This is a genomic window from Pseudomonas sp. PDM32 (assembly GCF_019219225.1).
GTDB classification, from domain to species: Bacteria; Pseudomonadota; Gammaproteobacteria; order Pseudomonadales; family Pseudomonadaceae; genus Aquipseudomonas; species Aquipseudomonas laurylsulfatiphila.
Genome location: NZ_JAHUWE010000002.1, coordinates 436,300 through 462,214, shown reverse-complemented (window position 1 = coordinate 462,214; position 25,915 = coordinate 436,300). Strand labels below are relative to the sequence as shown.

Sequence of the window (25,915 nt, the reverse complement as noted above, 5' to 3'; positions counted from 1 at the left end):
CTGATTGGAGTTTGATGACCATGAGTGTGGAAACTCAAAAGGAAACCCTGGGCTTCCAGACCGAGGTGAAGCAGCTGCTGCATCTCATGATCCATTCGCTGTATTCCAACAAGGAAATTTTCCTTCGCGAATTGATCTCGAACGCCTCTGACGCTGTCGACAAATTACGTTTCGAAGCCCTGGCCAAGCCAGAGCTGCTGGAAGGCGGCGCCGAACTGAAAATCCGCGTGAGCTTCGACAAGGACGCTAAAACCGTCACCCTCGAAGACAACGGTATCGGCATGAACCGCGAAGACGCGATCACCCACCTGGGGACCATCGCCAAATCCGGCACCGCCGATTTCATGAAGCACCTGACCGGCGACCAGAAGAAAGACTCGCACCTGATCGGCCAGTTCGGTGTCGGTTTCTACTCCGCCTTCATCGTCGCCGACAAAGTCGATGTGTACAGCCGTCGTGCCGGCAGCGCTGCCAGCGAAGGCGTGCACTGGTCGTCCAAGGGCGAAGGTGACTTCGAAGTTGCGACCATCGACAAGGCCGAGCGCGGCACTCGCATTGTCCTGCACCTGAAATCCGGTGAAGACGAGTTCGCCGATGGCTGGCGCCTGCGCAACATCATCAAGAAATACTCCGACCACATCGCCTTGCCGATCGAGTTGCCGAAAGAAGTGGCGGCCGTTGAAGGCGAAGAGAAACCGGCCGTTGAATGGGAAACCGTCAACCGCGCCAGCGCTCTGTGGACCCGTCCGCGTACCGAGATCAAGGACGAGGAATACCAGGAGTTCTACAAGCACATCGCTCACGATTTCGAAAACCCGCTGAGCTGGAGCCACAACAAGGTCGAAGGCAAGCTGGAATACAGCTCGCTGCTGTACGTGCCGACCCGCGCTCCGTTCGATCTGTACCAGCGTGAAGCGCCAAAAGGCCTGAAGTTGTACGTGCAGCGCGTGTTCGTCATGGATCAGGCCGAGTCCTTCCTGCCGCTGTACCTGCGCTTCATCAAGGGTGTGGTCGACTCCAACGACCTGTCGCTGAACGTGTCGCGGGAAATCCTGCAGAAAGACCCGATCATCGACTCCATGAAGTCGGCACTGACCAAGCGCGTGCTGGACATGCTGGAAAAACTGGCGAAGAACGAGCCTGAGCAATACAAGGGCTTCTGGAAAAACTTCGGTCAGGTCATGAAGGAAGGCCCGGCAGAAGATTTCGCCAACAAGGAAAAAATCGCCGGTCTGCTGCGTTTCGCATCGACCCATGGCGACGACGGCGAGCAGGTTGTCGGCCTGGCCGAGTACCTGGCGCGCGCCAAGGAAGGTCAGGACAAGATCTACTACCTGACCGGCGAAACCTACGCACAGGTCAAGAACAGCCCGCACCTGGAAGTCTTCCGCAAGAAAGGCATCGAAGTGCTGCTGTTGACCGACCGCATCGACGAGTGGCTGATGAGCTACCTCAGCGACTTCGACGGCAAGAGCTTCGTCGACGTGGCGCGCGGTGACCTGGACCTCGGCAACCTGGATTCGGAAGAAGACAAGAAAGCTGCGGAAGAAGTCGCCAAGTCCAAAGAAGGCCTGGTTGAGCGTCTGAAGACTGCACTGGGCGACTCCGTTGCTGAAGTGCGGGTCTCCCATCGTCTGACCGATTCCCCGGCGATTCTGGCCATCGGCGAGCAGGACCTGGGCCTGCAGATGCGCCAGATCCTCGAAGCCAGCGGGCAGAAGGTTCCGGATTCGAAGCCGATCTTCGAATTCAACCCGGCTCACCCGCTGATCGAGAAGCTCGACAATGAGCAGAGTGACGAGCGCTTTGGCGATCTGTCGCACATTCTCTTCGATCAGGCGGCCCTGGCGGCCGGCGACAGCTTGAAAGATCCGGCGGCCTATGTGCGCCGCTTGAACAAACTGTTGGTCGAGCTATCCGCTTGACTGTGTTGTAGAAAAACCCGCTTCGGCGGGTTTTTTCATTCTGGTGTTCAACAATCAGGAGTCAGAAATGAGCCAAATCACTGTACGTTCCGTTGCCTATCAGATCGATGGCCAGGCCTACGAAAGCCGTCTGGCTTTCGATGCCGACCATAAAGGCCCGCGTCCGGGTTTGTTGATGGCGCCGAACTGGATGGGCGTCAGCGCCGGTGCCGAGGAGATCGCCAGGTCCGTGGCGGCCAAGGGCTACGTGGTGCTGATCGCCGACCTTTACGGGCAATCGGTTCGTCCGTCGAACAATGACGAGGCCGGGGCGGCAATGATGCCGTTGAAGAATGACCGTGGGTTACTGCGCAAGCGCATGCAGGTAGCGTTCGAACAGTTGCAGAGCCAGGGCGAGGCGGCCGTCGATACGTCGAAGCTGGCGACCTACGGTTTCTGTTTCGGCGGCTGCTGTGCCCTGGAGTTTGCCCGTACCGGTGCGCCGGTGAAGGCCGCGGTATCCTTCCACGGCACGCTGGACACCCCGAATCCGGCCGACGCGAAAAACATCAAGGGTAAGGTCCTGGTCCTGCACGGTGCTTCCGATCCACTGGTGCCGAAGGAACAGTTGCCGGCGTTCGAAGATGAAATGAACGCGGCCGGTGTGGACTGGCAGTTGCTGAGCTACGGTGGGGCGTTCCACTCCTTCACCGATCCGCATGCGAATGTGCCGGGGATGATGATGTATGACGCCAAGGTGGCTGCCCGGGCCTTCACTTCGATGCACGATCTGCTGGATGAAGTGTTCAAGGGCTGATTGCCCCAGGATCAAGAGATCGCAGTCTGCGGCAGCTCCTGCAGGAGAACGCCTTTCCCTGTAGGAGCTGCCGAAGGCTGCGATCTTTCAGGGCAGCTCGATCCTGTCAACTTCCCCCGGCACCGTCGGCCAGTCCCCGGCCGCCCATCGCCGGCGCGCTTCATCAATCGCCGCCGGATCGCTCGCGACAAAATTCCAGTTGATCCGCCGTGGCCCGTCCAGCGGCGCGCCGCCAAACAGCACGGCGTGACTGTCGCTTTCAGCGAAAAGCGTCATTTCTTCCCCGGTCGGCAACACAACTAGCGAATACGGCTCTATCAGCTCGCCATCCAGTTGCACTTCGCCGCTCAACACATACAGCGCACGTTCTTCATGCTCGGTGGGAATCAGCAATGTCGTCGCCGTTTGCAGGTGCAATTCTGCGTACAACGTAGGAGAAAGCACCGGCACCGGTGACTCCAGGCAAAAGCCGGATCCGGCAATCATGCGGATCTTCACCCCCAGGTTTTCGCTGACCGGCAAAGTGGACGCCGGATGGTGGCTGTAATGCCCCGGACCCTGTTCTTTGTCCTTGGGCGATGCCAGCCAGATCTGCAAGCCGTGCATCGTGAAGCCGCTCTCCTTGAGTGCCTCGGGCGTGCGTTCGACGTGGGCAATGGCGCTGCCGGCCGTCATCCAGCTGACATCGCCGGTATCAACAACCTGATCGGAGCCCAGGCTGTCCTTGTGCCGGATTTGCCCTTGGAACAAATAGGTCAGGGTGGACAGGCCAATGTGCGGATGCTGGCGGATATTCATGCCTTTACCCGGCGGATAACGGGTTTCCAGCATGTGATCGAAAAACACGAATGGCCCGACGCTGCGGCACTTGGCGGATGGCAGTGGGCGCAGGATCGGCTGGCCTTCGACGTCTTCGGTGCGGGGGCGGATCACGAGCGGAGTGGTCATGGTGCGTTCCAGGCTGAGCGGGTGATGTGTTCGAGCATAACCCGCTTGCGCAGCCCTTGCCGCTATTGGCTGAAGGCGCCTTCGGACAAATGCGTTTCGATGCTGACTTCAGACGTGGTCATCAGCTTGTGGATCGGGCAGCGATCGGCCACGCGGTGCAGCTCGTCGCGCTGGGCGTCAGTGAGTACGCCCTTGAGGGTCAGTTTGACGTGCAGCGTGTATTGGCCTTTCTGTTCCAGGCTGTTGTCGCGCTTGACCTCGACGCCGACACCGGTCAGCGGGATGTCCTTCTTCTTCGCATAGAGCTTGAGGGTCAGGGCTTTGCAGGCGCCGAGCGCGGCATCGAAATAATCGTGCGGTTCCGGCGCGGTGCCTTCTCCGCCCGCCGTGACGGGCACGTCGGCGAAGAGTTCGTGCTCATCGATTTGTACGCTGTGGCGAAAGCCTTCGGCAGAAACGGTGTTGACGGTAACGGTCATGGGAAACCTCGCAGGCGACAGGATATTTATTCGATCAAAAAGACCTTGAAGGTATAGAGCATGGTGCCGGATATGCGTTCCGGTTTTCTTGTACAGGTGGGGCTTTTCGCTGAATCGTTACCGTCGCAGTAGTGTTGTTTTGATATCACATTTTCGTCTTACGCAAATTTTCAACAGTCCGATACCGTCTAAAGAACCCGCTGCCTGACGCAGCGCTTTTGGAAGGAACCAGGGGAATGAGCATCAGAAGTCTCAATATTGCGCCGCGTGCGAGTCTCGGTTTTGGCCTGTTGGCGTTGATGGTTTTTGGCTTGGGCGCCTTCGCTCTGCTGCAGATGTCGAACATGCGGGCGCAGTCCGATCAAGTCGATGACAACTGGCTGCCCAGTGTCATGGCGGTCGGTGATATGAGTCAGGACATGTTGCGGCTGCGAGCATTGACCATGCGTCTGCTGATCAATCGCGACCCGCAGGCACAGGCGCAGAACGTCAGCAAGATCAACGATCTCAAAACTGTCCTCGATGGTGCACAGCAACGTTATGACAAGTTGATCGTGCTGCCTGAAGAGCGCGTGTTGTTCGACCGCTTCAAGGCCGCCGAGGCCAAGTACCTGCAGTTTCAGAGTCAGGTGATGGCCGAAGCTACCCAGGGACGGGTGGAACAGGCGGCGGCCATTCTCAATGGCGAGATGAATCCTCTGGCCGATGAAATCACGGTTACGCTCAGGGAGCTGGTCGAGCTCAATCGGCACAACGCCAATCTGGCAACCGAAGCGGGTCGCCTGGTGTTCAGCCAGTCGCGGGTCTGGGTCGGGGTAATGATCGGTGTGACCGCGTTGATCACCATTGGCCTGGCACTGCTGTTGACGCGCAGCATCGTGTTGCCGTTGTCACAGTCATTGAAAGTGGCGGAGGTGGTCGCCGGCGGCGACCTGACTGCAGCCATCAGCATTTCCGGCAAGGATGAGCCCGCGCGGCTGCTGCACGCGCTCAAGAGCATGCAGCAGAGTTTGCGCGAAACCATCCAGCGTATATCCGATTCATCCAGTCAATTGGCTTCTGCTTCGGAAGAGCTCAGTTGCGTCACGGAAGACGCTACCCGAGGCCTGCATCAGCAGAGCCTGGAGATCGAGCAGGCGGCCACGGCGGTCAATCAGATGACCGCTGCCGTGGAGGAAGTGGCGAGCAATGCCGCAGCAACGTCGCAGGCTTCGCGCGAGTCCGACCGCATTGCCCAACACGGCCGCGAACAAGTGCACCAGACGGTGCTGTCGATCGAGTCTCTGGCCAAAGATGTCACGACCAACGTCGCTCAGGTCGAAGAGCTTGCGCAGAAGGTATATGGCATCACTACCGTGCTGGACGTGATTCGCGCGATTGCCGAACAGACCAATCTGCTGGCGTTGAACGCCGCGATCGAAGCCGCGCGAGCCGGGGAGGCCGGGCGCGGGTTTGCGGTAGTGGCTGATGAGGTGCGGGCACTGGCGCATCGCACCCAGCAATCGACCCGGGAAATCGAGCAGATGATCACCGGTATCCAGCAGGGTACCGAACTGGCTGTCAGCTCGATGCAGCAGAGCAACACTCGGGCGCGCTCGACGCTGGAGGCGGCAAAGGCGGCGGGCGTTGCCCTGGAAGACATCGCCTCGGCATTCACGGTGATCAATGAGCGCAATATCGTGATTGCCAGTGCCTCGGAGGAGCAGGCGGCGGTGGCGCGGGAGGTCGATCGCAACTTGATGAACATCCGTGACCTGGCGCAACAGAGCTCGGCTGGAGCGAATCAGACCAGTGCGGCGAGTCAGGAGTTGTCGCGCTTGGCGGTGGACCTGAATACGCTGGTGGCACGGTTTTCGGTCTGATCGAAGATCAAAAGATCGCAGCCTTCGGCAGCTCCTACAGTTTTACGCGATCTTTTGACTTAAAAAAAGCCCCGCGATAGCGGGGCTTTTCGTGTCGATCCGGATCAGCTGCCTTTGACAGTCTTGCCGTTGACCTTGCCGTCCAGGAGCATGATGTTGTACTCCTTGCCGTCGTTTTCGACCTGTTGCAGGCGGACAAGCAGGTAATCCCAGTCCTTGGCGAACCACATCACGGTGATGCGTTTGCTCTGCGTCGGGTCGCGCACGCGCTCAACCTTGATCGCGTCGATCTGGCCGGCCTTGGTGTCGACTTTTTCCGAACCCAGCACGCGGAAGTCATAGGTGTCGACTTCGCCGCCATCGACCACTTGGTAGCTCATGGTCTTCTTGCCGGCAGCGACATCATGTTGCAGTGCCAGCTGGTAGGTGGACTTGTCGACCATGCCGCGGTTGAGTGGAAGCTTGACGGCGTCACCGCGGTCAGTGCCGGTGATCATCTTGGTGTTCCAGTCGAAATCCAGGTCCGATTTCTTGGCCTTGCCCAGGCCGCCACGTTCAAAGTGGTACGACTCGGGAAGAAGCGTGTCCTTGTCCAGGGTCAGGGTGCTTTCCTCGGATATGCTGGCAATCATCATCGATGCCTTGAAACTCAGTTTCCATTTGCCGTCGCTGGTTTTTTCGAGGCTGCGCTCGGCAGTGCCGCTCATGGGGAGCTGTTTCCAGTCGGCGGTGTAGCTGGCGGAGAAGGGTTGAAGTTCTGCCGCCTGAGCGAAGGGCATAGCGAGCAGAGCGCAAGCGAAGAGCAGGGCGCGACGCATAAAATCTCCTAGTTTCGAATCAAGTGGCCGCTGGCCGCGAGTAGCTGTCCATCCAGTAAAGCACCTTGCTCGCCGAGGGCCAGACGGCCTTCGGCAAACCAGCGTACGGCCATCGGGTAGATCAGGTGTTCCTGAGCATGGACCCGCTGCGCCAGACTCTGCGGCGAATCCTGTAACTCTACCGGTATTACAGCCTGTACGACCAGTGGTCCGCCATCGAGTTCCTCGGTGACGAAGTGCACGGAGCAGCCGTGCTCGGCGTCGCCGGCCTCCAGCGCGCGCTGATGAGTGTGTAACCCTTTGTATTTGGGTAGCAGCGAGGGGTGGATATTGAGCAGGCGACCCTGATAGTGGCGTACGAAACCCGCGCTGAGAATGCGCATGAATCCGGCCAGTACCACGAGTTCGGGGTTGAAGGCGTCGATCAGTTCGATCAGCGCGGCATCGAAGGCCTCGCGACCTTCGAAAGCCTTGTGATCCAGGGTGCGGGTGTCGATTCCCGCGTCCCTGGCGCGTTGCAGGCCGTAGGCGTCGGCGCGGTTGGAAATCACCGCAGCGATGCGGACCGGGCTGTCGCCGGTCCGCGTGCTGTCGATCAGGGCCTGCAAGTTACTGCCGGTGCCGGACAACAGCACCACCACATCACAGGTCTGAGACATCAATGAGCCTTGAGGTTCTTCAGTTCTACCTGAGCCGCGCCTTCGGCAGCGGTGGAGATCTGGCCGATGACCCAAGGCTGCTCGCCTGCTTCGCGCAGAACGTTCAGGGCGGCTTCAACGTGCTCCTGAGCCACGCAGATAACCATGCCCACGCCGCAGTTCAGTACGCGGTGCATTTCGTTCTCGTCAACGTTGCCTTTCTCTTGCAGCCAGTCGAACACGGCCGGACGGTTCCAGCTGGCTACGTCAACCACAGCCTGTGCGCCTTTTGGCAGAACGCGCGGGATGTTGTCCAGCAGGCCGCCACCGGTGATGTGGGCCATGGCTTTGACCGCACCGGTTTCCTTGATCAGCTTGAGCAACGGCTTCACGTAGATGCGGGTCGGGGCCATCAGCAGGTCGGTCAGCGGCTTGCCGTCGAGCTGGGTGTTTTCGATGTCGGCGCCGGACACTTCGATGATCTTGCGGATCAGCGAGTAGCCGTTGGAGTGCGGGCCGGAAGACGGCAGGGCGAGCAGGGCGTCGCCGGCAGCAACCTTGGAGCCGTCGATGATTTCGGATTTTTCCACGACGCCGACGCAGAAGCCGGCCAGGTCGTAATCTTCGCCTTCGTACATGCCCGGCATTTCAGCGGTTTCACCGCCCACCAGCGAGCAGCCCGACAGTTCGCAGCCAGCGCCGATGCCGGTAACAACCTGGGCAGCGGTGTCGACGTTCAGTTTGCCGGTGGCGTAGTAGTCGAGGAAGAACAGTGGCTCGGCGCCGCACACCACCAGGTCGTTGACGCACATGGCAACCAGGTCGATGCCGATGCTGTCGTGCTTGTTCAGGTTCAATGCCAGGCGCAGCTTGGTGCCGACGCCGTCAGTACCGGAAACCAGCACAGGCTGTTTGTAGCCGGCCGGGATTTCGCAGAGGGCGCCGAAACCGCCCAGGCCGCCCATGACTTCCGGGCGCGCAGTGCGCTTGGCGACGCTCTTGATGCGTTCGACCAATGCTTCACCGGCGTCGATGTCTACACCGGCGTCCTTGTAGCTCAGGGAGGGTTGCTTGCTCATGATCCAGGCCTTTAGGGGGGATTCAGGGGTAACGACCGAGTCCAGCGGGGCCGCCGAAATCGACGAAGGCGATTGCCTCACGCGAATTTCGAAAGTGCCCGGCTGTTGCCGGTCTGCGAAGGCGCGCGATTTTATCAGGCTTGAGCCGCAGCGGCCATCCTCAGGCCGACAGCAGGGCCATATCCGTTAAAAAAAACCGTTGATGTGCGGTGTCGGTGGCATCCTGCATGGCTGTATAAGGTGTCGCGATTAACCGTCTATCGTTATGACAGTGCGAAAACTTACCCGGGACGTGTGAATGTTTTGCGTCGGGCAATGGTCACAGCCTTTCTCGATCGTCTTCATGCGGTCTGTTCCAGCCGCTCTTGTCGTCAGGAATCTTCCATGCGTTTTTGTAAATTCTTGCTTGTCAGTTGTTTGTCAGTGGTCAGCCTGGTCAGTCATGCCGAAACCGTCAAAGGCCTTTATCAGGTGCGCGAGCCGGTGAATGGCCAGTCGCCCGAGGAACGTGACCAGGCGACTCAACGGGCATTGGACACTTTGGTGTTGCGCCTGACCGGCGACCCCAAGGCCGCTGAAAATCCGGGGCTGGCGGCCATTCGCAAAGATCCGCAACAGATCATCAGTCAATATGGCTTTGAAGCTGGTCCGCCGGAAGTCCTGAAAGTCGATTTCGACCCGGGTACCACCGAGCAGGCCTTGCGCCGCGCAGGCCTGGCCATGTGGGGGGCCAATCGGCCGTCGATCCTCGGCTGGTGGCTCAACGATTCCACCGAGGGTTCAAGCCTGGTGGGTGACGGCCAGGCCAGCGCGGCACCGCTGCGTCGGGCCGCCCAGCACCGGGGCCTGCCATTGCGCTTGCCATTGGCGGACCTGAACGAACAGATCGTCGCGACCGCTCCGAATCTGGAAGGCGCAGATTCCGGCCCTTTGCTTGCGGCATCGGAACGCTACAACGCCGACGCCCTGCTCGCGGTACACGCCAAAGAGGAGGGCGGGCAGTGGCAAGCCAAGTGGCAATTGTGGCTGGGGGATAAAAAAGAGGCAGGCAGCGTGCAGGGCGCCGATCAGGCCGCCGTGGCCGATGCGGTGATGCTGGCGGTCAATGAGCGCCTGGCGCCGCGGTTTGTCGCCAAGCCGGGTGCTTCGAGCGCGCAATTGCTGGAAGTGCAAGGCATGAATCTTGAGCACTACGCGTCCCTTGGACGCTTGCTGGAGCCATTTGGCGGGCGCGTGCAAAGCGTCGATGGCGACCGGATCGTCTACCGGGTCAATGGCAGCGCCGAGCAGTTGCGTGCGCAACTGTCGCTGGCACGGTTGCAGGAAGCGCCGGCGGCTCAGGCACCGACTCCGGCAGCGCCGGTTCAGCCAGCCGCCGGTGGTGCGGTGCCAGCCCCGGCACCTGCGCCAGCCCCGACACCGCAACTGCGGTTTCGCTGGTAGTTTTTCTCTCTTTATATAAGAAGCAATGGAGTGGTTCATGGCCGATACGCGGCGTTGGTTCTGGCTCGGTGGGGTGGTCCTGCTTTGTGTTTTTGTCTGGTTGTTGCATCCGATCCTGACGCCGTTCCTGGTGGCCCTGCTGTTGGCCTATCTGTTCGACCCGCTGGTGGATCGACTGGAGAAGGCGGGGCTGTCTCGAACCTGGGGTGTAGTGGCGGTGTTTGCCCTGTTTACATTGATCCTCACCGCGCTGCTGTTGGTCCTGGTGCCGCTGCTCGCCCGGCAGCTGTTTCGTTTGTATGAGCTGGCCCCGCAGATGCTCGACTGGCTGCAGCACACGGCATTGCCCTGGGCGCAATCGAAATTCGGCCTGTCGGAGGGCTTCTGGAAGTTCGACCGGCTCAAGGCCGCCATCGGCGAGCACATGAGTCAGACTTCTGATGTTGTCGGTGTGGTACTGAGTCATGCGACGGCCTCGGGGTTGGCGTTGATTGGCTGGTTGGCGAATCTGGTGCTGATCCCGGTGGTGAGCTTCTATCTGTTGCGCGATTGGGACCTGATGATGGCCAGGGTCCGCAACCTGCTGCCCCGTGATCGTGAGGAGCGCGCGGTGTCGCTGGCGGGTGAATGCCATGAAGTACTCGGTGCGTTCATTCGTGGCCAGTTGCTGGTCATGGTGGCCCTGGGGGTGATCTACGCGGCAGGCCTGATGCTGGTCGGGCTGGAGCTGGGCTTGCTGATTGGCATGATTGCGGGTCTGGCAGCGATCGTGCCGTACATGGGATTTATCATCGGCATCGGTGCGGCGCTGATTGCAGGGCTGTTTCAGTTCGGTGGTGATCTTTACCCGATGCTCGGCATTGTCGCGGTGTTCATGGTCGGCCAGGCGCTGGAGGGTATGGTGCTGACGCCGTTGCTGGTCGGTGACCGGATTGGCCTGCACCCGGTGGCGGTGATTTTTTCGATCCTGGCCGGGGGTGAACTGTTTGGCTTTACCGGTGTGCTGTTGGCATTGCCGGTCGCCGCGGTGATCATGGTGCTGGTGCGCCATGTGCAAGATTTGTATAAGGATTCCGATATCTACGGGGGCGTTGACGAACCGAAGCTGTAAAAGGTGTCGATGGGCGATGGCGGGCTGCCCCGGGTCCGCCTGATTACACAGCGCGACTGTCACATGCACCGCCAAAGAAACTGTCATAAAACCGGTGCGTTAACGCAAACCTTTGATTTTGCTTGTGGTCTATCGCATTGTGCGGCCCGCTTCACGGGTATAAACTTCGCAAACTTTACACAGAGGCCACTAACGGTTCCTTTGGAACTGTTCAGTCAGCATGAAACCGATTCAGTTGCCCCTAGGTGTGCGTCTGCGTGACGACGCCACCTTTATCAACTACTACCCAGGCGCCAATGCCGCTGCACTCGGCTATGTCGAGCGGCTATGCGAAGCCGACGCCGGCTGGACCGAAAGCCTGATCTACCTTTGGGGCAAGGATGGGGTAGGGCGTACGCACCTGTTGCAGGCTGCCTGCCTGCGCTTCGAGCAATTGGGAGAGCCTGCGGTGTATCTGCCGCTGGCCGAGTTGCTCGATCGCGGAATCGAGATTCTCGATAACCTTGAGCAGTACGAACTGGTCTGTCTCGATGACTTGCAGGCGGTTGCCGGCAAGGCGGACTGGGAAGAAGCGCTGTTCCATCTGTTCAATCGCCTGCGCGACAGTGGCCGGCGCCTGCTGATTGCCGCGTCGACATCCCCGCGCGAGTTGCCGGTGAAGCTGGCAGACCTCAAGTCGCGCCTGACCCTGGCCTTGATCTTCCAGATGCGCCCACTATCCGACGAGGACAAATTGCGTGCCCTGCAATTGCGAGCCTCCCGTCGCGGGCTGCACCTGACCGATGAGGTCGGGCATTTCATCCTGACTCGCGGTACCCGCAGCATGAGTGCACTGTTCGAGCTGCTTGAGCGTCTCGATCAGGCCTCCCTCCAGGCTCAGCGCAAGCTGACAATCCCGTTTTTGAAAGAAACCCTCGGCTGGTAAGCCCGCGCAAACCGGGGCTTTTAGCCGTTTCGGCATATTTCAGGCGCCAGAAATTCCGCTTTCCTGCAAGGTTGCAGGCCGCGTGCATGTTTAAAATGGGCTTAAGCGCTTAGATGTAAACGAGAAACCAATAAGTCACAAAAAGATTGATTGAATTTGCAAATGAGGTCGATAGCGGGCATAGTCTCGACTTCTTTACAACTTCAGCCACGGTCGTGCCCATGCTAAATCGCTTCGCACCCCTCGTGCCTCTCGCACTCGTCACCCTGTTGTTCGGTTGCGCTGCCCACACTCCAGTGGTCCAGCAAGCGCCGCAACAGCAGGTTCAAAACTCGGCCACTGCCCAGTCTTCCGCTCTCTTTCAGGAAGAGCTGGCCACCGAAAAAGAACTCGCAGACTTCGCTGGCGGCAAGTCCTACCAGCTTCCGGTCCTGGCCGACAGCATTCTCGAACGCGGCATGTCCCTGATCGGTACCCGTTACCGTTTCGGCGGCACTTCTGAAGCCGGCTTCGATTGCAGTGGTTTCATCGGTTACCTGTTCCGCGAAGAAGCGGGCATGAACCTGCCACGCTCCACCCGCGAAATGATCAACGTGGACGCTCCGCTGGTCTCGCGCAGCAAGCTTGAGCCGGGCGATCTGCTGTTCTTCGCAACCAACGGTCGTCGTGGTCGCGTCAGTCACGCCGGGATTTATCTGGGTGACAACCAGTTCATCCACTCCAGCAGCCGCCGCAGCGGTGGTGTACGCATCGATAGTCTGGGCGACAGCTACTGGAGCAAGACCTTCATCGAGGCCAAGCGCGCCCTGGCGATGGCACCTAACGCGTCTCCAATCGTCACTGCCCGCAAATAAGTGCACAGTTTGTAGGGTGAACTTAAAGTCTTACTTGAAGTTTGCCCCATAGCAGCTAGAATCCTGATGTATTAATGATGGCAAACCGCCTGCGTCCCGCGCAGGCGGTTTTCTTTTCTGCACTCCCGGCAGAAAAAGCCGCAGCCAGATCAGGATGCTCTGCTTATGACGACGTCGGCCCGCCTCGCAATCATGTTCTTCGCAGCCCTGCTCAGTGCCTGCGCCAGCCGCACACCGCCTCCTGCACCGGTGGTTCGCGCGCCCATCGTATTTGGTTCCCCACAAGCTTTTTCGCCCGAAGCGGAAGACGTGCTGTTTCGCGCGCTCGGCCTGGTGGGCACGCCTTATCGCTGGGGTGGCAACACGCCGGATTCCGGATTTGATTGCAGCGGCCTGATCGCCTATGTGTATCGCGATGTCGCCGGTATTGCCTTGCCGCGCACCACGCGCGAGATGATCTCCATGCAAGCGGCGAATGTCGGCAAGGAAGGCCTGCAAACCGGCGACCTGCTTTTCTTCGCCACCAATGGCGGTTCCCAGGTCAGTCATGCCGGGATCTACGTGGGAGAAGGGCGTTTCGTCCATGCGCCGGCCACCGGCGGCACCGTTAAGCTCGACAGTTTGTCCAAGGCCTATTGGCAGAAGGCCTACCTGAGCGCCAAGCGTGTGCTGCAGCCTGAACATCTGGCGCGCAACCCGTAACGTCTGGAGCTGCTGCTCATGACTGCTCGCACGCTGAATCTCGACGACGCCCTTTATCAATACCTGCTCGATGTTTCCCTGCGCGAAACGCCACTGCTCAAGCGCTTGCGCGATGAGACCCAGGCGCTGCCGATGGCGCGCTGGCAGGTGGCGCCGGAGCAGGGACAGTTTCTTGCCTTGCTGGTGAAGCTGACCGGCGCCAGACGCTTGCTCGAAGTCGGTACTTTCACCGGATACAGCGCACTGTGCATGGCGGCTGCATTACCGGCTGACGGTTCGCTGATGTGCTGTGATATCCCCGGCGACTACAACGCCATCGCACGGCGCTACTGGCAGGAAGCGGGACTCGCCGGGCGGATCGACCTGCGCTTGGCACCTGCACTGGAAACCCTCGCCGAGCTTGAGCGGCAAGGTCAGGGCGAGCAGTTCGACCTGGTGTTCATCGATGCCGACAAGGCCAACTATCCCAGTTATCTGGAGCATGCCCTGCGTTTGCTGCGGGTCGGTGGGCTGGCGGTGTTCGACAACACCCTGTGGAGCGGGCGCGTGCTTGAGACCAGCCCCGAGAGCGCGGACACCCGGGCGATCCAGGCGCTCAACCAGGCGTTGAAGGATGATGTGCGGGTGGATCTGTCGCTGTTGCCGTTGGGTGATGGGCTCACACTCTGTCGCAAGCGCTGAACCCTGTGGGAGCGGGCTTGCTCGCGAAGGCGGTGTATCAGTCAAAACATCAGTCGACTGGCAGCCTGCATTCGCGAGCAAGCCCGCTCCCACAGGGGAATATGTTGGCAGTTGGAATTTATTTCACTGCCGACACCCGCCACACCTTGTTCCCCACATCATCGGCCACCAGCAGATCGCCCTGCCGATCGATCACCACGCCCACCGGGCGGCCCATGGCTTCTTCCTTTTCGTTGAGAAAGCCGCTGAGCACTTCAATCGGTTGTCCCGCAGGTTTACCTGCGCTGAACGGCACGAAAATCACTTTGTAGCCACTGTGGGGGTTACGGTTCCAGGAGCCGTGCTGCCCGATGAAGGCCCCTTGGGTGAAGGGCGGCGGCAGCTTGCTGTTTTCAGCGAAGGTCAGGCCCAGTGATGCCGTGTGTGGGCCGACGGCATAGTCCGGAGCGATGGCCTTGGCCACCAGGTCGGGGTTTTGCGGCTCGACGCGAATATCGACATGCTGGCCGTAGTAACTGTACGGCCAGCCATAGAACGCGCCGTCCTTGACCGAGGTGATGTAGTCCGGGACCAGGTCGCTGCCGATTTCATCCCGCTCGTTGACCGCAGTCCACAGCGCGCCACTGCGCGGTTCCCAGGCCATGCCGTTGGGGTTGCGCAGGCCGGCGGCGAAGATCCGGTGCTGGCCGGTGGCACGGTCCACTTCCCAGATCGCTGCGCGACCTTCTTCCTTGTCCATGCCGTTTTCCGCGACGTTGCTGTTGGAGCCCACGGTGACGTAGAGCTTGCGGCCGTCCTTGCTGGCGATGACGTTTTTGGTCCAGTGGTGGTTCAGCGGGCCGCCCGGCAGGTCGACCACTTTGACCGGCGGCGACTTGATCGACGTATCGCCGTTTTCATAATGGAATCGCAGCAGGCTGTCCGTGTCGGCCACATACAGGTCATTGCCGACCAGCGTCATGCCGAAGGGCGAGTTGAGGTTTTGCAGAAACACCGTGCGGGTTTCCGCGACGCCATCGTGGTCCTTGTCGCGCAGCAAGGTGATGCGGTTCGCGCTGGGCACGCGAGCTCCGGCGCGTCCCATGACTTGTTTCATGACCCAGCCGCGAATGCCTTTGCCGTCTTCGGGTTTGGGGGGCGCGTTGGTTTCCGCCACCAGCACGTCGCCGTTGGGCAGCACATAAAGCCAGCGGGGGTGATCCAGGTCTTCGGCAAAAGCGGCCACTTGAGTGCCTGCGGCGGCGACGGGTTTCGCGCCCTGTGGCCAGCCGATGGCCGGGGCGATGTTCACAGTCGGGAGCAGGGTTTTGTTGGGGGGCGGCAGTTGCGGAGAGGGGCCGGTGCCGTCGGGGACTTGCAGGCCGGCGGTCTCACTACAACCGGCGAGCCCTCCGCAGATCGCGATAACGAGAACGAGCGGGGGCGTGCGCATACGGGTGTTCCCTATGAATGCCTTGTTCTAATCATAGAGACGCGTCGTCGTCCAATGGTTCAACCCCTAGCCGCGTGCTTCCTTGAACAGCACCGCAATGCCGGGGTGATAGTTGCCGGCTTCATTGCGCAACTTGCGGTAGGCATACGGGAAATACCAGGCGACCGCGCAGGTGTGTTCCTTTTGCAGGTCGTCGACCATGTCCTGGAGTTCTTCCGGTGTTGCGCCTTGCTGGGCTTTTTGCGGGGCGACGAACAGGCAGCCGAGTTTCAGGTCGCTGGCGTGGCTCAGGCGTTTCGCATCGCTGGCGATGTCGAGCAGCGCCTGGCTCAGATTGAGGCTGTTGACCCGTGGCCAGCGCTGGCTGGTCTGGATGTAGGCGCGGGTTTCGGGCGAGGCGAGGAACAGGTCGGCTCGGCCGTTGCGTTCGCCTTCTTCGGTCTGCTTGCGGGTGGGTGTCTGTTGCAGTGTGACCATCTCGGCCATCCAGGCGGCGGCCGACAGCAGCCCGAGATTGGCTTTTTCGTCGTGCCAGTAGGGGGTGTCGCCATCACCGCGGACGGCGTTATAGCGGTCGATGCATTCGAACCAGCGCTCGAGCACAGGGCGCAGGAATTCCAGCTTTGGATTGCTGATGATCATGCCTTGCATGGGCTCACCCTTGTTATTGTGTTGTGAGGTTGTGGCTCTTTGATATCACTGCTGAGAGCGAGGCACAAGATTGACGTCAGTTTTTTGATTGACGACAGTTATTCGGCAGCTGGCCTCCCGGCTTTAATTGACGCTCCACCCCCAACCCTCTAACCTTCGCGGCTTGTTTCAGGTGCTCTGTGACTTGGGTCGACAGAGTGAAACAGGGAAGCCGGTGAGCGAGTTCTTCTGTTGGTCGAAGACCCGCAATTCCGGCGCTGCCCCCGCAACGGTAAATGAGTGAAAACTGTGTCTGATGCCACTGTGTCGATTCGATGCGGGAAGGCGCGCAGTCTGGCTTCAAGCCACTCATGAGCCCGGAGACCGGCCTGATTCATCCAGCGGCATCACGGTGGGCGATGCCAGGCTTGTTGCCTTCTATTGCTGTGCCTGCCCGCCGTTATTCCTGCCTCAACGGAGAGCTCCCCCATGACTGATACCCCCGATCGTGACGAACGCCACTTCGCGCGCATGCAGCGCAAAAAAGCCGTGATCGACGAGCGCATCGCCAACTCCCCGAACGAGTGTGGTCTGTTGCTGGTGCTGACCGGCAACGGTAAGGGCAAGAGCAGTTCGGCCTTCGGCATGCTCGCCCGTGCCATGGGGCACGGCATGCAATGCGGTGTGGTGCAGTTCATCAAGGGCCGCAACAGTACCGGCGAAGAGCTGTTCTTCCGGCGCTTTCCCGAGCAGGTGCGTTTTCATGTGATGGGCGAAGGGTTTACCTGGGAAACCCAGGACCGTCAGCGCGACATCGCTGCCGCCGAAGCGGCGTGGGCGGTGTCCCGGGAATTGCTGCGCGATCCGTCCATCGGCCTGGTGGTACTGGATGAGCTGAACATCGCCCTCAAGCACGGCTACCTCGATCTCGATCAGGTGCTCAGCGACTTGCAGGCCCGGCCGCCGATGCAACACGTGGTGGTCACCGGGCGTGCCGCCAAGCCGGAAATGATCGAGATGGCCGACACGGTCACCGAAATGGGCATGATCAAGCACGCCTTTCAGGCCGGGATCAAAGCGCAGAAAGGCGTCGAGCTGTGAACCAGCCTCGTCATTGCCCGGCGGTACTGATTGCCGCGCCGGCCTCCGGCCAGGGCAAGACCACCGTCACCGCGGCGCTGGCCCGATTGCATCGCAATCAGGGGCGCAAGGTCCGCGTGTTCAAGTGCGGCCCCGACTTTCTCGATCCGATGATCCTCGAACGTGCCAGCGGTGCGCCGGTGTATCAACTGGACATGTGGATGGTCGGCGAGCAGGAGAGTCGCCGGTTGCTGTGGGAAGCCGCCGCTGAAGCCGACCTGATCCTGATCGAAGGCGTCATGGGGTTGTTCGACGGTACGCCGTCGAGCGCCGATCTGGCGCGGCATTTCGGTGTGCCGGTGCTGGGTGTGATCGACGGCACCGCCATGGCCCAGACCTTCGGCGCACTGGCCCTGGGGCTGGCGCGTTATCAGCCGGACTTGCCGTTCGCCGGCGTGCTGGCCAACCGCGTCGGCACGCTGCGCCACGCGCAACTGCTCGAGGGCAGCCTGACTGAAGGGTTGCGCTGGTACGGCGCGCTGTCCCGGGAAACCGGGATTGAACTGCCGAGCCGACACCTGGGGCTGGTTCAAGCCAGTGAACTGAACGATCTCGACCTGCGCCTCGATGCGGCAGCCGATGCCCTGGCCAACAGTTGCGAGGTCGCGCTGCCACCGGCAGTCGAGTTCGCCGCACCGGATGCCATTGCTGCCGAGCCGCTACTGGCCGGTGTGCGCATTGCTGTGGCCCGTGATGAGGCCTTTGCATTCACCTACGGTGCGAGCCTGGATTTACTGCGGGCGATGGGCGCCGAACTGTCATTCTTCTCGCCGATCCGCGACCGCCAATTGCCGGAGGCGGACAGCCTGTATCTGCCGGGCGGTTACCCGGAATTGCACCATGTCGCGCTGGCGCAAAATACGGCGATGCTTGAGGCGATCCGCGCCCACCACCGGGCGGGCAAACCCTTGCTCGCCGAGTGTGGCGGCATGCTGTATCTGCTCGACTCCCTGACCGATGTCGAGGGCACTCGCGCCGAACTGGCGGGCTTGCTGGCCGGTGATGCGGTCATGCAAAAGCGTCTGGCGGCGCTGGCGTTGCAAGCGGTGGAGCTGCCGGAAGGTTCGCTGCGCGGGCACACCTATCACCATTCGCTGACCAGCACGGAACTGGCGCCGATTGCTCGAGGCGTAAGCCCTAACGGCGGGCGCGGAGCGGAGGCGGTTTATCGTGAGGGGCGGATGACTGCCTCTTACGTGCACTTTTATTTTCCGTCCAATCCCTCGGCAATTGCCGCGCTGTTTGCGCCGGACCGTGGGAACGCCTTCGCGAGCAGGCCATGACCGACAACGCATTCACCGAAGCCGAACGCGCAGCGGTCTACCGCGCCATCGGCGAGCGCCGCGACATGCGCCACTTCAGTGGTGGCAGCGTCGAGCCCGAGTTGCTCCAGCGCCTGCTCGAGGCTGCGCACCAGGCACCCAGCGTCGGCCTGATGCAACCCTGGCGCTTCATCCGCATCAGTGATCGCGCCTTGCGCGGGCAAATCCAGGGGCTCGTGGAAGAGGAGCGTGTGCGCACCGCCGAAGCCCTCGGCGAGCGCAGCGACGAGTTCATGAAGCTCAAGGTGGAAGGCATCAACGATTGCGCCGAGGTATTGGTCGCCGCACTGATGGACGGCCGCGAGCAGCATATCTTCGGCCGCCGCACCTTGCCGGAAATGGACATGGCCTCGCTGTCCTGTGCCATCCAGAACCTGTGGCTCGCGTCCCGCGCCGAAGGGCTGGGGATGGGCTGGGTGTCGCTGTTCGAACCCCAGGCACTGGCGGACCTGCTGAGGTTGCCGCCGGGAGCCAAACCGCTGGCGGTGTTGTGCCTGGGGCCGGTAAAGGCGTTCTACCCGGCGCCGATGCTGGTGCTCGAAGGCTGGGCGCAGGCGCGTCCGCTGCATGAATTGCTGTACGAGAACTATTGGGGAGTGAGTCAATGAGTGTGGCGTTGTTGAGTGTCGCCGCGGTTGCGCTGGATGCGCTGCTGGGTGAACCCAAACGCTGGCATCCGCTGGTGGCGTTCGGCCGTTTTGCCGATCGCATCGAGCAACGTTTCAACGGCGGCGGTCGCGGTTGGCGCAGCCATGGCGTCACCGCGTGGGTGATCGCCGTGCTGCCGCTGGTGCTGTTGGTCACGGCATTCTCCTGGGCGCCTTACGTCGGCTGGATCGTCGAGATTCTCGCGCTCTATTGCGCCCTCGGCATGCGCAGTCTCGGTGAACACGTCACGCCGGTGGCCAAGGCCTTGCGCGGCGATGATCTGGATGAAGCACGCAAACGTGTGAGTTATCTGGTTAGCCGTAAAACCAGTGACCTGGATAAAACCGAAGTCGCCCGTGCCGCCACCGAGTCGGTGCTGGAAAACGGCAGTGACGCGGTGTTCGCCGCGTTGTTCTGGTTTGCCGTGGCCGGTGCGCCGGGGGTGGTGCTCTATCGCCTGAGCAATACGCTGGATGCGATGTGGGGCTATCGCAATGAGCGCTTCGAACGGTTCGGCTGGGCGGCGGCAAAGATCGACGACGTGCTCAATTTCATTCCAGCGCGTCTGGTGGCACTGACTTATGCGCTGCTGGGCAAAACCCGACTGGCGTTGAAATGCTGGCGCACCCAGGGCCTGACCTGGGACAGTCCGAACGCCGGCCCGGTGATGGCGGCAGGGGCGGGTGCCCTCGGCGTCGAATTGGGCGGGGCGGCGATTTATCACGGCGAACTGCACCAGCGTCCGCAATTGGGCGAAGGTGTGCCTGCGGACGCCGACTCCATCGACCAAGGCTGGCAACTGGTCCAGCGCGGGGTATGGTTATGGCTGCTGATTCTCTGCCTGGGGGCTGAATTTTATGCTTGAGCACGGTGGACGATTGCGCAAGGCAGCGCTCGAATACGGCATAGATGAAGCCGACTGGCTGGACCTGTCGACGGGCCTTGCGCCCTGGCCGTTCCCGGTGCCGGATATTCCGCTGCGGGCCTGGGCCCGTTTGCCGGAGGCGGACGATGGTCTGGAACAGGCCGCCTGTGATTACTACGGCACCTTGCAGGCATTGCCGGTGGCCGGTTCGCAAATGGCGATCCAGCTGCTGCCGCGATTGCGTCGGGCGGGCAAGGTGGGTGTGTTGTCGCCGTGCTACGCCGAGCACGCCGAAGCGTGGCGTCGTAACGGCTACATCGTGCGGGAAGTGCTGGAGCAGGAAGTCGACTTCTTTATCGACAGTTTCGACGTGCTGGTGGTGGTCAATCCGAATAACCCCACGGGCCTGAGCCTCACCCCCAGTCGGCTGCTCGACTGGCACACACGACTGGCCCAGCGCGGTGGCTGGCTGGTGGTGGACGAAGCGTTCATGGACAACACGCCGCAACTGAGCCTGGCGCCGTTTGCCCATCAGGTCGGGCTGATCGTCTTGCGCTCCTTCGGCAAGTTTTTCGGCCTGGCCGGTGTGCGCCTGGGGTTTGTGCTGGCCGAGCGCAAGTTGCTCAAGTTGCTGGCAGAACAAGTGGGGCCCTGGGCCGTGAGCGGGGCAACCCGGGTAGTGGGGCAGGCCTGCCTGCGCGATACCGAGGGGCAAATGCGGCAACGGCTGCGCACCGAAGAGGCCAGCAAGCGCCTGGCGTCGTTGCTGCAGCAACACGGCTTCGAGCCCCAGGGCGGCTGTGCGCTGTTCCAATGGCTGATCACCGAACGCGCCGAAGCACTGCACGAGTTCATGGCCCGGCGCGGCATTCTCCTGCGGTTGTTCACGCACAACAGCAGCCTGCGATTCGGCCTGCCCGGTGATGAAGCCGCCTGGGTGCGCCTGGCGCAGGCATTCGAAGATTTCGCCAAGGAAAACCAATGACCACGCTGATGGTGCAGGGCACCACGTCGGATGCCGGTAAAAGCACGCTGGTGACTGCGTTGTGCCGTTGGGCCACGCGTCAGGGCGTCAGGGTAGTGCCGTTCAAGCCGCAGAACATGGCACTCAACAGTGCGGTGACCGCCGACGGCGGCGAGATTGGCCGTGCCCAGGCGGTTCAGGCCCAGGCCGCGCACCTCGAACCGCATACCGACATGAATCCGGTATTGCTCAAGCCCAACAGTGACACCGGTGCCCAGGTGATCATCCATGGTCGCGCCGTCACGACCATGAACGCCGTCGCCTATCACGACTACAAAAGCATCGCCATGCAAGCGGTGCTGGCCTCCCACGAGCGCTTGAGCGCAGCCTATCCGCTGGTGATGGTCGAAGGCGCAGGCTCGCCGGCGGAAATCAATTTGCGCGCGGGCGACATCGCCAACATGGGCTTCGCCGAAGCGGTGGATTGCCCGGTGTTGCTGATCGCCGATATCAATCGCGGCGGGGTGTTCGCCCATCTGGTGGGTACCCTCGAACTGCTGTCACCGAGCGAACAGGCGCGGGTCAAAGGCTTCATCATCAATCGTTTTCGCGGTGACATCGCATTGCTGCAACCCGGTCTCGACTGGCTTGAAGAACGCACCGGCAAACCGGTGGTCGGCGTGCTGCCGTACGTGATGGACCTGCATCTGGAGGCCGAGGACGGCATCGATCAACGCCAGACCGACAAAGCCGAACAGGTGCTGAAGGTGGTGGTGCCGGTGCTGCCGCGCATCAGCAATCACACCGATTTCGATCCGCTGCGCCTGCATCCGCAAGTGGACCTGCAATTCATCGGGCCCGGCCAGGCAATTCCGCCCGCCGACCTGATCATTCTTCCTGGTTCGAAAAGTGTCCGCGGCGACCTCGCGTACCTACGGGCCAACGGCTGGGAAACCGCGATTGCCCGGCATCTGCGTTACGGCGGAAAACTGCTGGGGATCTGTGGCGGCCTGCAGATGCTCGGTGGGCAGGTGCATGACCCGCTGGGCCTCGAGGGCGCGCCGGGTTCCAGTGCCGGTTTGGGGTTGCTGGCGTTCCAGACCCGGCTCGAACAAGAGAAACAGCTGCGCAATGTGTGCGGTCGCCTGGCGCTGGAAGATGCGCCGGTATCAGGCTATGAAATCCATGCTGGCGTGACCACCGGACCGGCCCTGGAAAATGCCGCCGTGCACCTGGAGGACGGCCGCTGCGACGGTGCGCAAAGTGCGGACGGGCAGATTCTTGGCACCTATCTGCACGGGCTGTTCGAATCGCCTGCGGCGTGCAGTGCGCTGTTGCGCTGGGCCGGTTTGCAGGAGGTGCAGGACGTGGATTACCACGCCTTGCGCGAGCGAGATATCGAGCGGCTGGCGGATCTGGTGGAGAAGCATCTGGATACCGGGCTGTTGCGGCAGCTCTGTGGGTTCTGAGGTGGGTTAGAGGCCGCCATCGCACGTTTATAGGGTGGCACCATGCTCCAACCAATTCTCGGCAGAGTAGTGGTCAACTAATCTCGATGTCCTTGAGTTTCTGTATCTGCTTTTTTAGTGTTTCTATCTTTTCTTTCAGCCGCTCTGCTTTGGCTTCGACGACTTCGGGTGCTGCCCGATCCGCCGAATCCATTGTCGCCAGATATCGATCAATATTCTGCTCGATCTGCTGCATACGTGCCTTCACTTTGCTCTCTGTGAGGTTGCGGCAAAGAACTACGAACTGGCGGCATACGCAGCGAATGGTTTTGCCATTGTCTTTGCGAAAGTCGGCAATGGTTTGAAGTCTGGGGCCAGCCGCCCCGTGAGCCATATCAACTCGGCGATGCTCGCGGCCTCGCGTTCCAGCCGGCGGCTGGACTGAATTCGATTGAGGTAGCTGTAGATATTGATCTTCAGCAACACCGCTGGGTAGTAGGTCGGACGACCCGTTGTGGCGGGATCGACGTCCTCAAAGCCAAGTGCGCCTAGGTCGAGTTCATCGACCAAAACATCGACTATGCGCACTGGATTTTCTTCGGCTACGTAGTCGTCCAGACACTCCGGCAGCAACGTGACTTGCGTCCGAGCCTCGCCTTCAATGTATCGCTTCATGATCGTCCCCGCCACGATCTCGGCGATCTGAAGGTTAGACAATCGCAGGCGTTTTCACACAGCCTGGACCCGTAGCTGCCAGTTTTCGGTGGGCGGCAACACACTGAAGATCAGTCGCTGTCCCCCCACAGATGTTTGATCACGCGAAACAGTTTTCAGCACTGGTCTGTAATCATGTTTGAATCCTTGCGTGCCAATGGTGAGCCTGCCCCTGTCCTGCCTTCATAACGACCATAGAACAGGTAGTGCTGATAACCACTGGAGAAGGTGCCGTTGGAGACTGCGGCCTTCACATCATGGTTCGACTGCAGATATTGGTGCTCATCAAAGTTTTCTGCGCTGACTTCGCCGTCCTGCTTCCCAAGTGCTTCATTATCAATCGGGAGCCCTAGAATGCTGCGACGTTGAAAATCAATGATGCGACTGACAGCGTGGCGCTCCATAGGCCCTTGGTTGGGAGACATGGCGTACGTGTGCAAACCATTTTTTGCGCAACGATTGCACATGTCGACGCAATTTTTTTGAGTGGATTTAAGGCTTGTCAGCTGCTCTAGGGGTAGCTCTAGATACTTTCCGACTTGGTACTCGGATTGGTTGAAGATAGAGCAGCAAAGTACAGTGTTGCCGTTACAGTCGAGTACCAGCATTTGGTCTTTCAGCGTGCACGCTTGTTTCGGGTAGTGCTTGACCAAGTTGATCAGATCGTCGTAGGGCGGTAGTGCGAGTCTATTAAGGGTTTCACGATCTGCTTCGGTGACGGACGGATCACGTTCGATGATGGCAAGGGTTTTTTCCAGTGGCATCATCACAGAATAACCTGTAGTGAAACTGAAGCCCAAGCGCTCACTGAACTCGCGCATCAAGCTTTCTTCTTCCAGGTTGTCTAAATAGCGATGGTAGTAGACTTCGATTAATGTATTAAGATTGTATTGTTGTTTGATGTCATGCAGCTTGATCATGTTTTGCTTGACAACTTCGATGTCGCCTCCCACGTGTCCCAGTGCGTAGGTGTTTTGATGGAAGCCAGACAGCGAAATACGGAAAAACGAAGGCTCAGCCCTTAGGGCTTGTTCTATATTCTTGGCAATGTTCAAGTTAGTGCTAACGCCGCTGGCAATGCCCGCGGCGTTTATTAGTTGGATAAACTCACCAATGCGCGGATGAATTAAGGGCTCAGTCCAGTTGTAAAGATGGATCGAATCGACACCCTCCAGCTTAGCTTTTTCTACTATTTTTCTGAACGTCTCGACCTGCATGGATTTTTTGAAATTATTGTTTTCAGAGTTCCCCATTGGGCATGAGGGGCAGCTTAAATTACACGCTCCAACTATATCGATAAACATGTGCATTATGGGGGTCTCGTTATATAAGTTGTGTTAATGCGGCTGCAGGCTTTTAAGTGTTAAATACGACTTGATGATTGCCGAAGTTCATGTTGACTATTTGACGGATCAGGATGACTTAAGCAATATTTGGGCCATAATTCGGTCGGTGATACGCTTGTGTACAACTCTATAGGCCGCATCTGATCGGCCTGCTTGCCTCCCCCCGCAATCTTGCTAAAGATCTACATCTACGGCTATCTCAGCCGCATCCAGTCGAGCCGACGTTTGGAGCGAGAACCTCAATGCGACGTCGAGCTGATGTGGTTGACCGGGTGCTTGACGCTGGATTTCAAGATCATCGCCAACTTACGAAAAGACAATAACAATGCTATCAGAGGCGTCTGTCACCAGTTCGTTGCGCTGTGTCAGCAGGTGGGACTGTTCGGAGAAAATCTGGTCGCCATCGATGGCAGCAAGTTCAAAGCAGTTAACAACCGCGACCGAAATTTCACCAGCGCCAAACTGAATCGGCGAATGGAAGAAATTGAATCGAGCATCAACCGTTACCTGACTGCACTCGATGGATAATATGGCGAGCAACATAGTGAACTCAGGATGCTCAATCCATGAGGTATTCAAGGTGCTTGGACCCGCTCGGTTGAAGGCGACCCAGGGTTATAGCCATTTGTCACAGGAGACCTGACTTGCAGCAGTGAATGCAGCGGCCAATGCGACAGGCACTATCTGGAGTCCAGCGGAGATGGGAAAAACTGCGTAAAATCCGGAGCACCTGCGCCGGGACACCCCTGCCAACCACTCGACAGTGTGGGGTTGCCCGATTGGGTTGGGTGGTCGATGGGTAAGGGAAAATCCCTTGGCCAAAAAACCACCGTAACACCTTGGAAGTACTGGTCTGCTCACACTGCTTGGCTCTTTCGGGCTGTTCGAATCGCCGGCGGTGTGCAGTGCGCTGCTACGCTGGGCCGGTTTGCAGGAGGTGCAGGACGTGGATTACCACGTCTTGCGCGAGCGCGATATCGAGCGGCTGGCGGATTTGGTGGAGAAGCATCTGGATACCGGGCTGTTGCGGCAGCTCTGTGGGATTTGAGGCGGTTTTGAAACCGCTATCGCGAGCAGGCTCGCTCCCGCAGTTGACCGCATTTAAATGTGGGAGCGAGCCTGCTCGCGAAGACTGAAGTGGCCAC

General features: G+C 60.0%; 23 protein-coding genes, 3 pseudogenes and 1 riboswitch. Of the genes and pseudogenes, 17 read left to right on the top strand and 9 right to left on the bottom strand.

Annotation, left to right across the window (positions count from 1 at the left end):
- The first annotated feature begins 20 nt into the window (after nucleotides 1-20).
- A complete protein-coding gene (gene htpG / locus KW846_RS05640) occupies nucleotides 21-1,925 on the top strand; it encodes a molecular chaperone HtpG (protein ID WP_218481577.1) in 1,905 nt (634 codons plus the stop codon).
- Between the two features lie 67 nt (nucleotides 1,926-1,992).
- Nucleotides 1,993-2,721: a dienelactone hydrolase family protein gene (locus tag KW846_RS05635; protein WP_218481576.1), complete on the top strand. Its 729-nt coding sequence runs from the start codon at nucleotides 1,993-1,995 to the stop codon at nucleotides 2,719-2,721.
- A gap of 87 nt (nucleotides 2,722-2,808) precedes the next feature.
- On the opposite strand, the gene KW846_RS05630 is transcribed toward KW846_RS05635, so the two are convergent.
- Entirely contained in the window at nucleotides 2,809-3,669 is an 861-nt protein-coding gene (locus KW846_RS05630; protein WP_218481575.1) for a pirin family protein, read from the bottom strand.
- A 62-nt stretch (nucleotides 3,670-3,731) separates the two neighbouring features.
- Entirely contained in the window at nucleotides 3,732-4,148 is a 417-nt protein-coding gene (locus KW846_RS05625) for an OsmC family protein (RefSeq protein WP_218481574.1), read from the bottom strand.
- A 236-nt stretch (nucleotides 4,149-4,384) separates the two neighbouring features.
- Here KW846_RS05625 and KW846_RS05620 point away from each other — a divergent pair, with 236 nt between their 5' ends.
- Nucleotides 4,385-6,010 (top strand): methyl-accepting chemotaxis protein, encoded by a 1,626-nt coding sequence (locus tag KW846_RS05620; RefSeq protein WP_218481573.1) that lies wholly within the window; start codon nucleotides 4,385-4,387, stop codon nucleotides 6,008-6,010.
- 104 nt (nucleotides 6,011-6,114) lie between these two features.
- Here the strand turns inward: KW846_RS05620 and KW846_RS05615 are convergent, their stop codons facing one another.
- From KW846_RS05615 to purM, 3 genes are read right to left on the bottom strand one after another with little or no spacing between them, the layout of a single operon-like run.
- A complete protein-coding gene (locus tag KW846_RS05615; protein ID WP_218481572.1) occupies nucleotides 6,115-6,828 on the bottom strand; it encodes a DUF3108 domain-containing protein in 714 nt (237 codons plus the stop codon).
- Nucleotides 6,829-6,836: 8 nt separating this feature from the next.
- On the bottom strand, nucleotides 6,837-7,487 hold the full coding sequence (purN, locus tag KW846_RS05610; RefSeq protein ID WP_218481571.1) for a phosphoribosylglycinamide formyltransferase: 651 nt from the start codon (nucleotides 7,485-7,487) through the stop codon (nucleotides 6,837-6,839).
- Complete coding sequence (gene purM / locus KW846_RS05605) at nucleotides 7,487-8,545, bottom strand: phosphoribosylformylglycinamidine cyclo-ligase (protein WP_008049708.1); 1,059 nt, start codon at nucleotides 8,543-8,545, stop codon at nucleotides 7,487-7,489. Before purM ends, purN begins: the two co-directional genes overlap by 1 nt.
- Before the next feature lie 384 nt (nucleotides 8,546-8,929).
- On the opposite strand from purM, the gene KW846_RS05600 reads away from it, so the two are divergent.
- The 6 genes from KW846_RS05600 (at nucleotide 8,930) to KW846_RS05575 (ending at nucleotide 14,261) form a co-directional block, all read left to right on the top strand.
- Nucleotides 8,930-9,988 carry a DUF2066 domain-containing protein gene (locus KW846_RS05600; protein WP_218481570.1) on the top strand — a complete coding sequence of 353 codons (1,059 nt, stop codon included), beginning with the start codon at nucleotides 8,930-8,932 and terminating at the stop codon, nucleotides 9,986-9,988.
- A gap of 37 nt (nucleotides 9,989-10,025) precedes the next feature.
- Nucleotides 10,026-11,099: an AI-2E family transporter gene (locus tag KW846_RS05595; RefSeq protein WP_218481569.1), complete on the top strand. Its 1,074-nt coding sequence runs from the start codon at nucleotides 10,026-10,028 to the stop codon at nucleotides 11,097-11,099.
- 220 nt (nucleotides 11,100-11,319) lie between these two features.
- Nucleotides 11,320-12,024, top strand: a complete 705-nt coding sequence (gene hda / locus KW846_RS05590) for a DnaA regulatory inactivator Hda (RefSeq protein ID WP_007898944.1) — start codon at nucleotides 11,320-11,322, stop codon at nucleotides 12,022-12,024.
- A 221-nt stretch (nucleotides 12,025-12,245) separates the two neighbouring features.
- The gene (locus KW846_RS05585) at nucleotides 12,246-12,878 is read left to right on the top strand and encodes a C40 family peptidase (protein WP_218481568.1); all 633 of its coding nucleotides are present in this window, start codon (nucleotides 12,246-12,248) and stop codon (nucleotides 12,876-12,878) included.
- A 165-nt stretch (nucleotides 12,879-13,043) separates the two neighbouring features.
- A complete protein-coding gene (locus KW846_RS05580) occupies nucleotides 13,044-13,580 on the top strand; it encodes a C40 family peptidase (protein WP_104449855.1) in 537 nt (178 codons plus the stop codon).
- A gap of 18 nt (nucleotides 13,581-13,598) precedes the next feature.
- On the top strand, nucleotides 13,599-14,261 hold the full coding sequence (locus KW846_RS05575; protein WP_218481567.1) for a class I SAM-dependent methyltransferase: 663 nt from the start codon (nucleotides 13,599-13,601) through the stop codon (nucleotides 14,259-14,261).
- A 118-nt stretch (nucleotides 14,262-14,379) separates the two neighbouring features.
- Here the strand turns inward: KW846_RS05575 and KW846_RS05570 are convergent, their stop codons facing one another.
- Together KW846_RS05570 and KW846_RS05565 are read right to left on the bottom strand one after the other, a co-directional pair.
- Nucleotides 14,380-15,693: a sorbosone dehydrogenase family protein gene (locus tag KW846_RS05570; RefSeq protein WP_218481566.1), complete on the bottom strand. Its 1,314-nt coding sequence runs from the start codon at nucleotides 15,691-15,693 to the stop codon at nucleotides 14,380-14,382.
- 66 nt (nucleotides 15,694-15,759) lie between these two features.
- Nucleotides 15,760-16,344, bottom strand: a complete 585-nt coding sequence (locus KW846_RS05565) for a hypothetical protein (RefSeq protein ID WP_218481565.1) — start codon at nucleotides 16,342-16,344, stop codon at nucleotides 15,760-15,762.
- 153 nt (nucleotides 16,345-16,497) lie between these two features.
- Nucleotides 16,498-16,731, top strand: a riboswitch (cobalamin riboswitch).
- Nucleotides 16,732-16,812: 81 nt separating this feature from the next.
- Between KW846_RS05565 and cobO the strand changes: the two genes are divergently transcribed.
- Genes cobO through KW846_RS05535 form a run of 6 tightly spaced genes read left to right on the top strand, consistent with a single transcriptional unit; the run spans nucleotide 16,813 to nucleotide 22,731 of the window.
- The gene (cobO, locus tag KW846_RS05560) at nucleotides 16,813-17,424 is read left to right on the top strand and encodes a cob(I)yrinic acid a,c-diamide adenosyltransferase (RefSeq protein WP_218481564.1); all 612 of its coding nucleotides are present in this window, start codon (nucleotides 16,813-16,815) and stop codon (nucleotides 17,422-17,424) included.
- Nucleotides 17,421-18,746 (top strand): cobyrinate a,c-diamide synthase, encoded by a 1,326-nt coding sequence (locus KW846_RS05555; protein WP_218481563.1) that lies wholly within the window; start codon nucleotides 17,421-17,423, stop codon nucleotides 18,744-18,746. Before cobO ends, KW846_RS05555 begins: the two co-directional genes overlap by 4 nt.
- Entirely contained in the window at nucleotides 18,743-19,393 is a 651-nt protein-coding gene (gene bluB / locus KW846_RS05550; RefSeq protein ID WP_218481562.1) for a 5,6-dimethylbenzimidazole synthase, read from the top strand. The genes KW846_RS05555 and bluB overlap by 4 nt, the downstream gene beginning before the upstream one ends.
- Nucleotides 19,390-20,298 carry an adenosylcobinamide-phosphate synthase CbiB gene (gene cbiB / locus KW846_RS05545; protein WP_218481561.1) on the top strand — a complete coding sequence of 303 codons (909 nt, stop codon included), beginning with the start codon at nucleotides 19,390-19,392 and terminating at the stop codon, nucleotides 20,296-20,298. The genes bluB and cbiB overlap by 4 nt, the downstream gene beginning before the upstream one ends.
- A complete protein-coding gene (gene cobD, locus KW846_RS05540; RefSeq protein ID WP_218481560.1) occupies nucleotides 20,291-21,283 on the top strand; it encodes a threonine-phosphate decarboxylase CobD in 993 nt (330 codons plus the stop codon). Before cbiB ends, cobD begins: the two co-directional genes overlap by 8 nt.
- Nucleotides 21,280-22,731, top strand: coding sequence for a cobyric acid synthase (locus KW846_RS05535; protein WP_218481559.1), 1,452 nt, complete (start codon nucleotides 21,280-21,282; stop codon nucleotides 22,729-22,731). Before cobD ends, KW846_RS05535 begins: the two co-directional genes overlap by 4 nt.
- 82 nt (nucleotides 22,732-22,813) lie before the next feature.
- Here KW846_RS05535 and KW846_RS05530 read toward each other — a convergent pair.
- Both KW846_RS05530 and KW846_RS05525 read right to left on the bottom strand, forming a co-directional pair.
- Nucleotides 22,814-23,385: pseudogene (locus KW846_RS05530) on the bottom strand (transposase); the annotation flags it as partial.
- A 155-nt stretch (nucleotides 23,386-23,540) separates the two neighbouring features.
- Nucleotides 23,541-24,734, bottom strand: coding sequence for a radical SAM protein (locus tag KW846_RS05525; protein ID WP_218481558.1), 1,194 nt, complete (start codon nucleotides 24,732-24,734; stop codon nucleotides 23,541-23,543).
- A 198-nt stretch (nucleotides 24,735-24,932) separates the two neighbouring features.
- Between KW846_RS05525 and KW846_RS05520 the strand changes: the two are divergent.
- Both KW846_RS05520 and KW846_RS05515 read left to right on the top strand, forming a co-directional pair.
- A pseudogene (locus KW846_RS05520) lies at nucleotides 24,933-25,292 on the top strand (transposase); the annotation flags it as partial.
- 355 nt (nucleotides 25,293-25,647) lie between these two features.
- A pseudogene (locus KW846_RS05515) lies at nucleotides 25,648-25,818 on the top strand (cobyric acid synthase CobQ); the annotation flags it as partial.
- Nucleotides 25,819-25,915 lie beyond the last annotated feature (97 nt).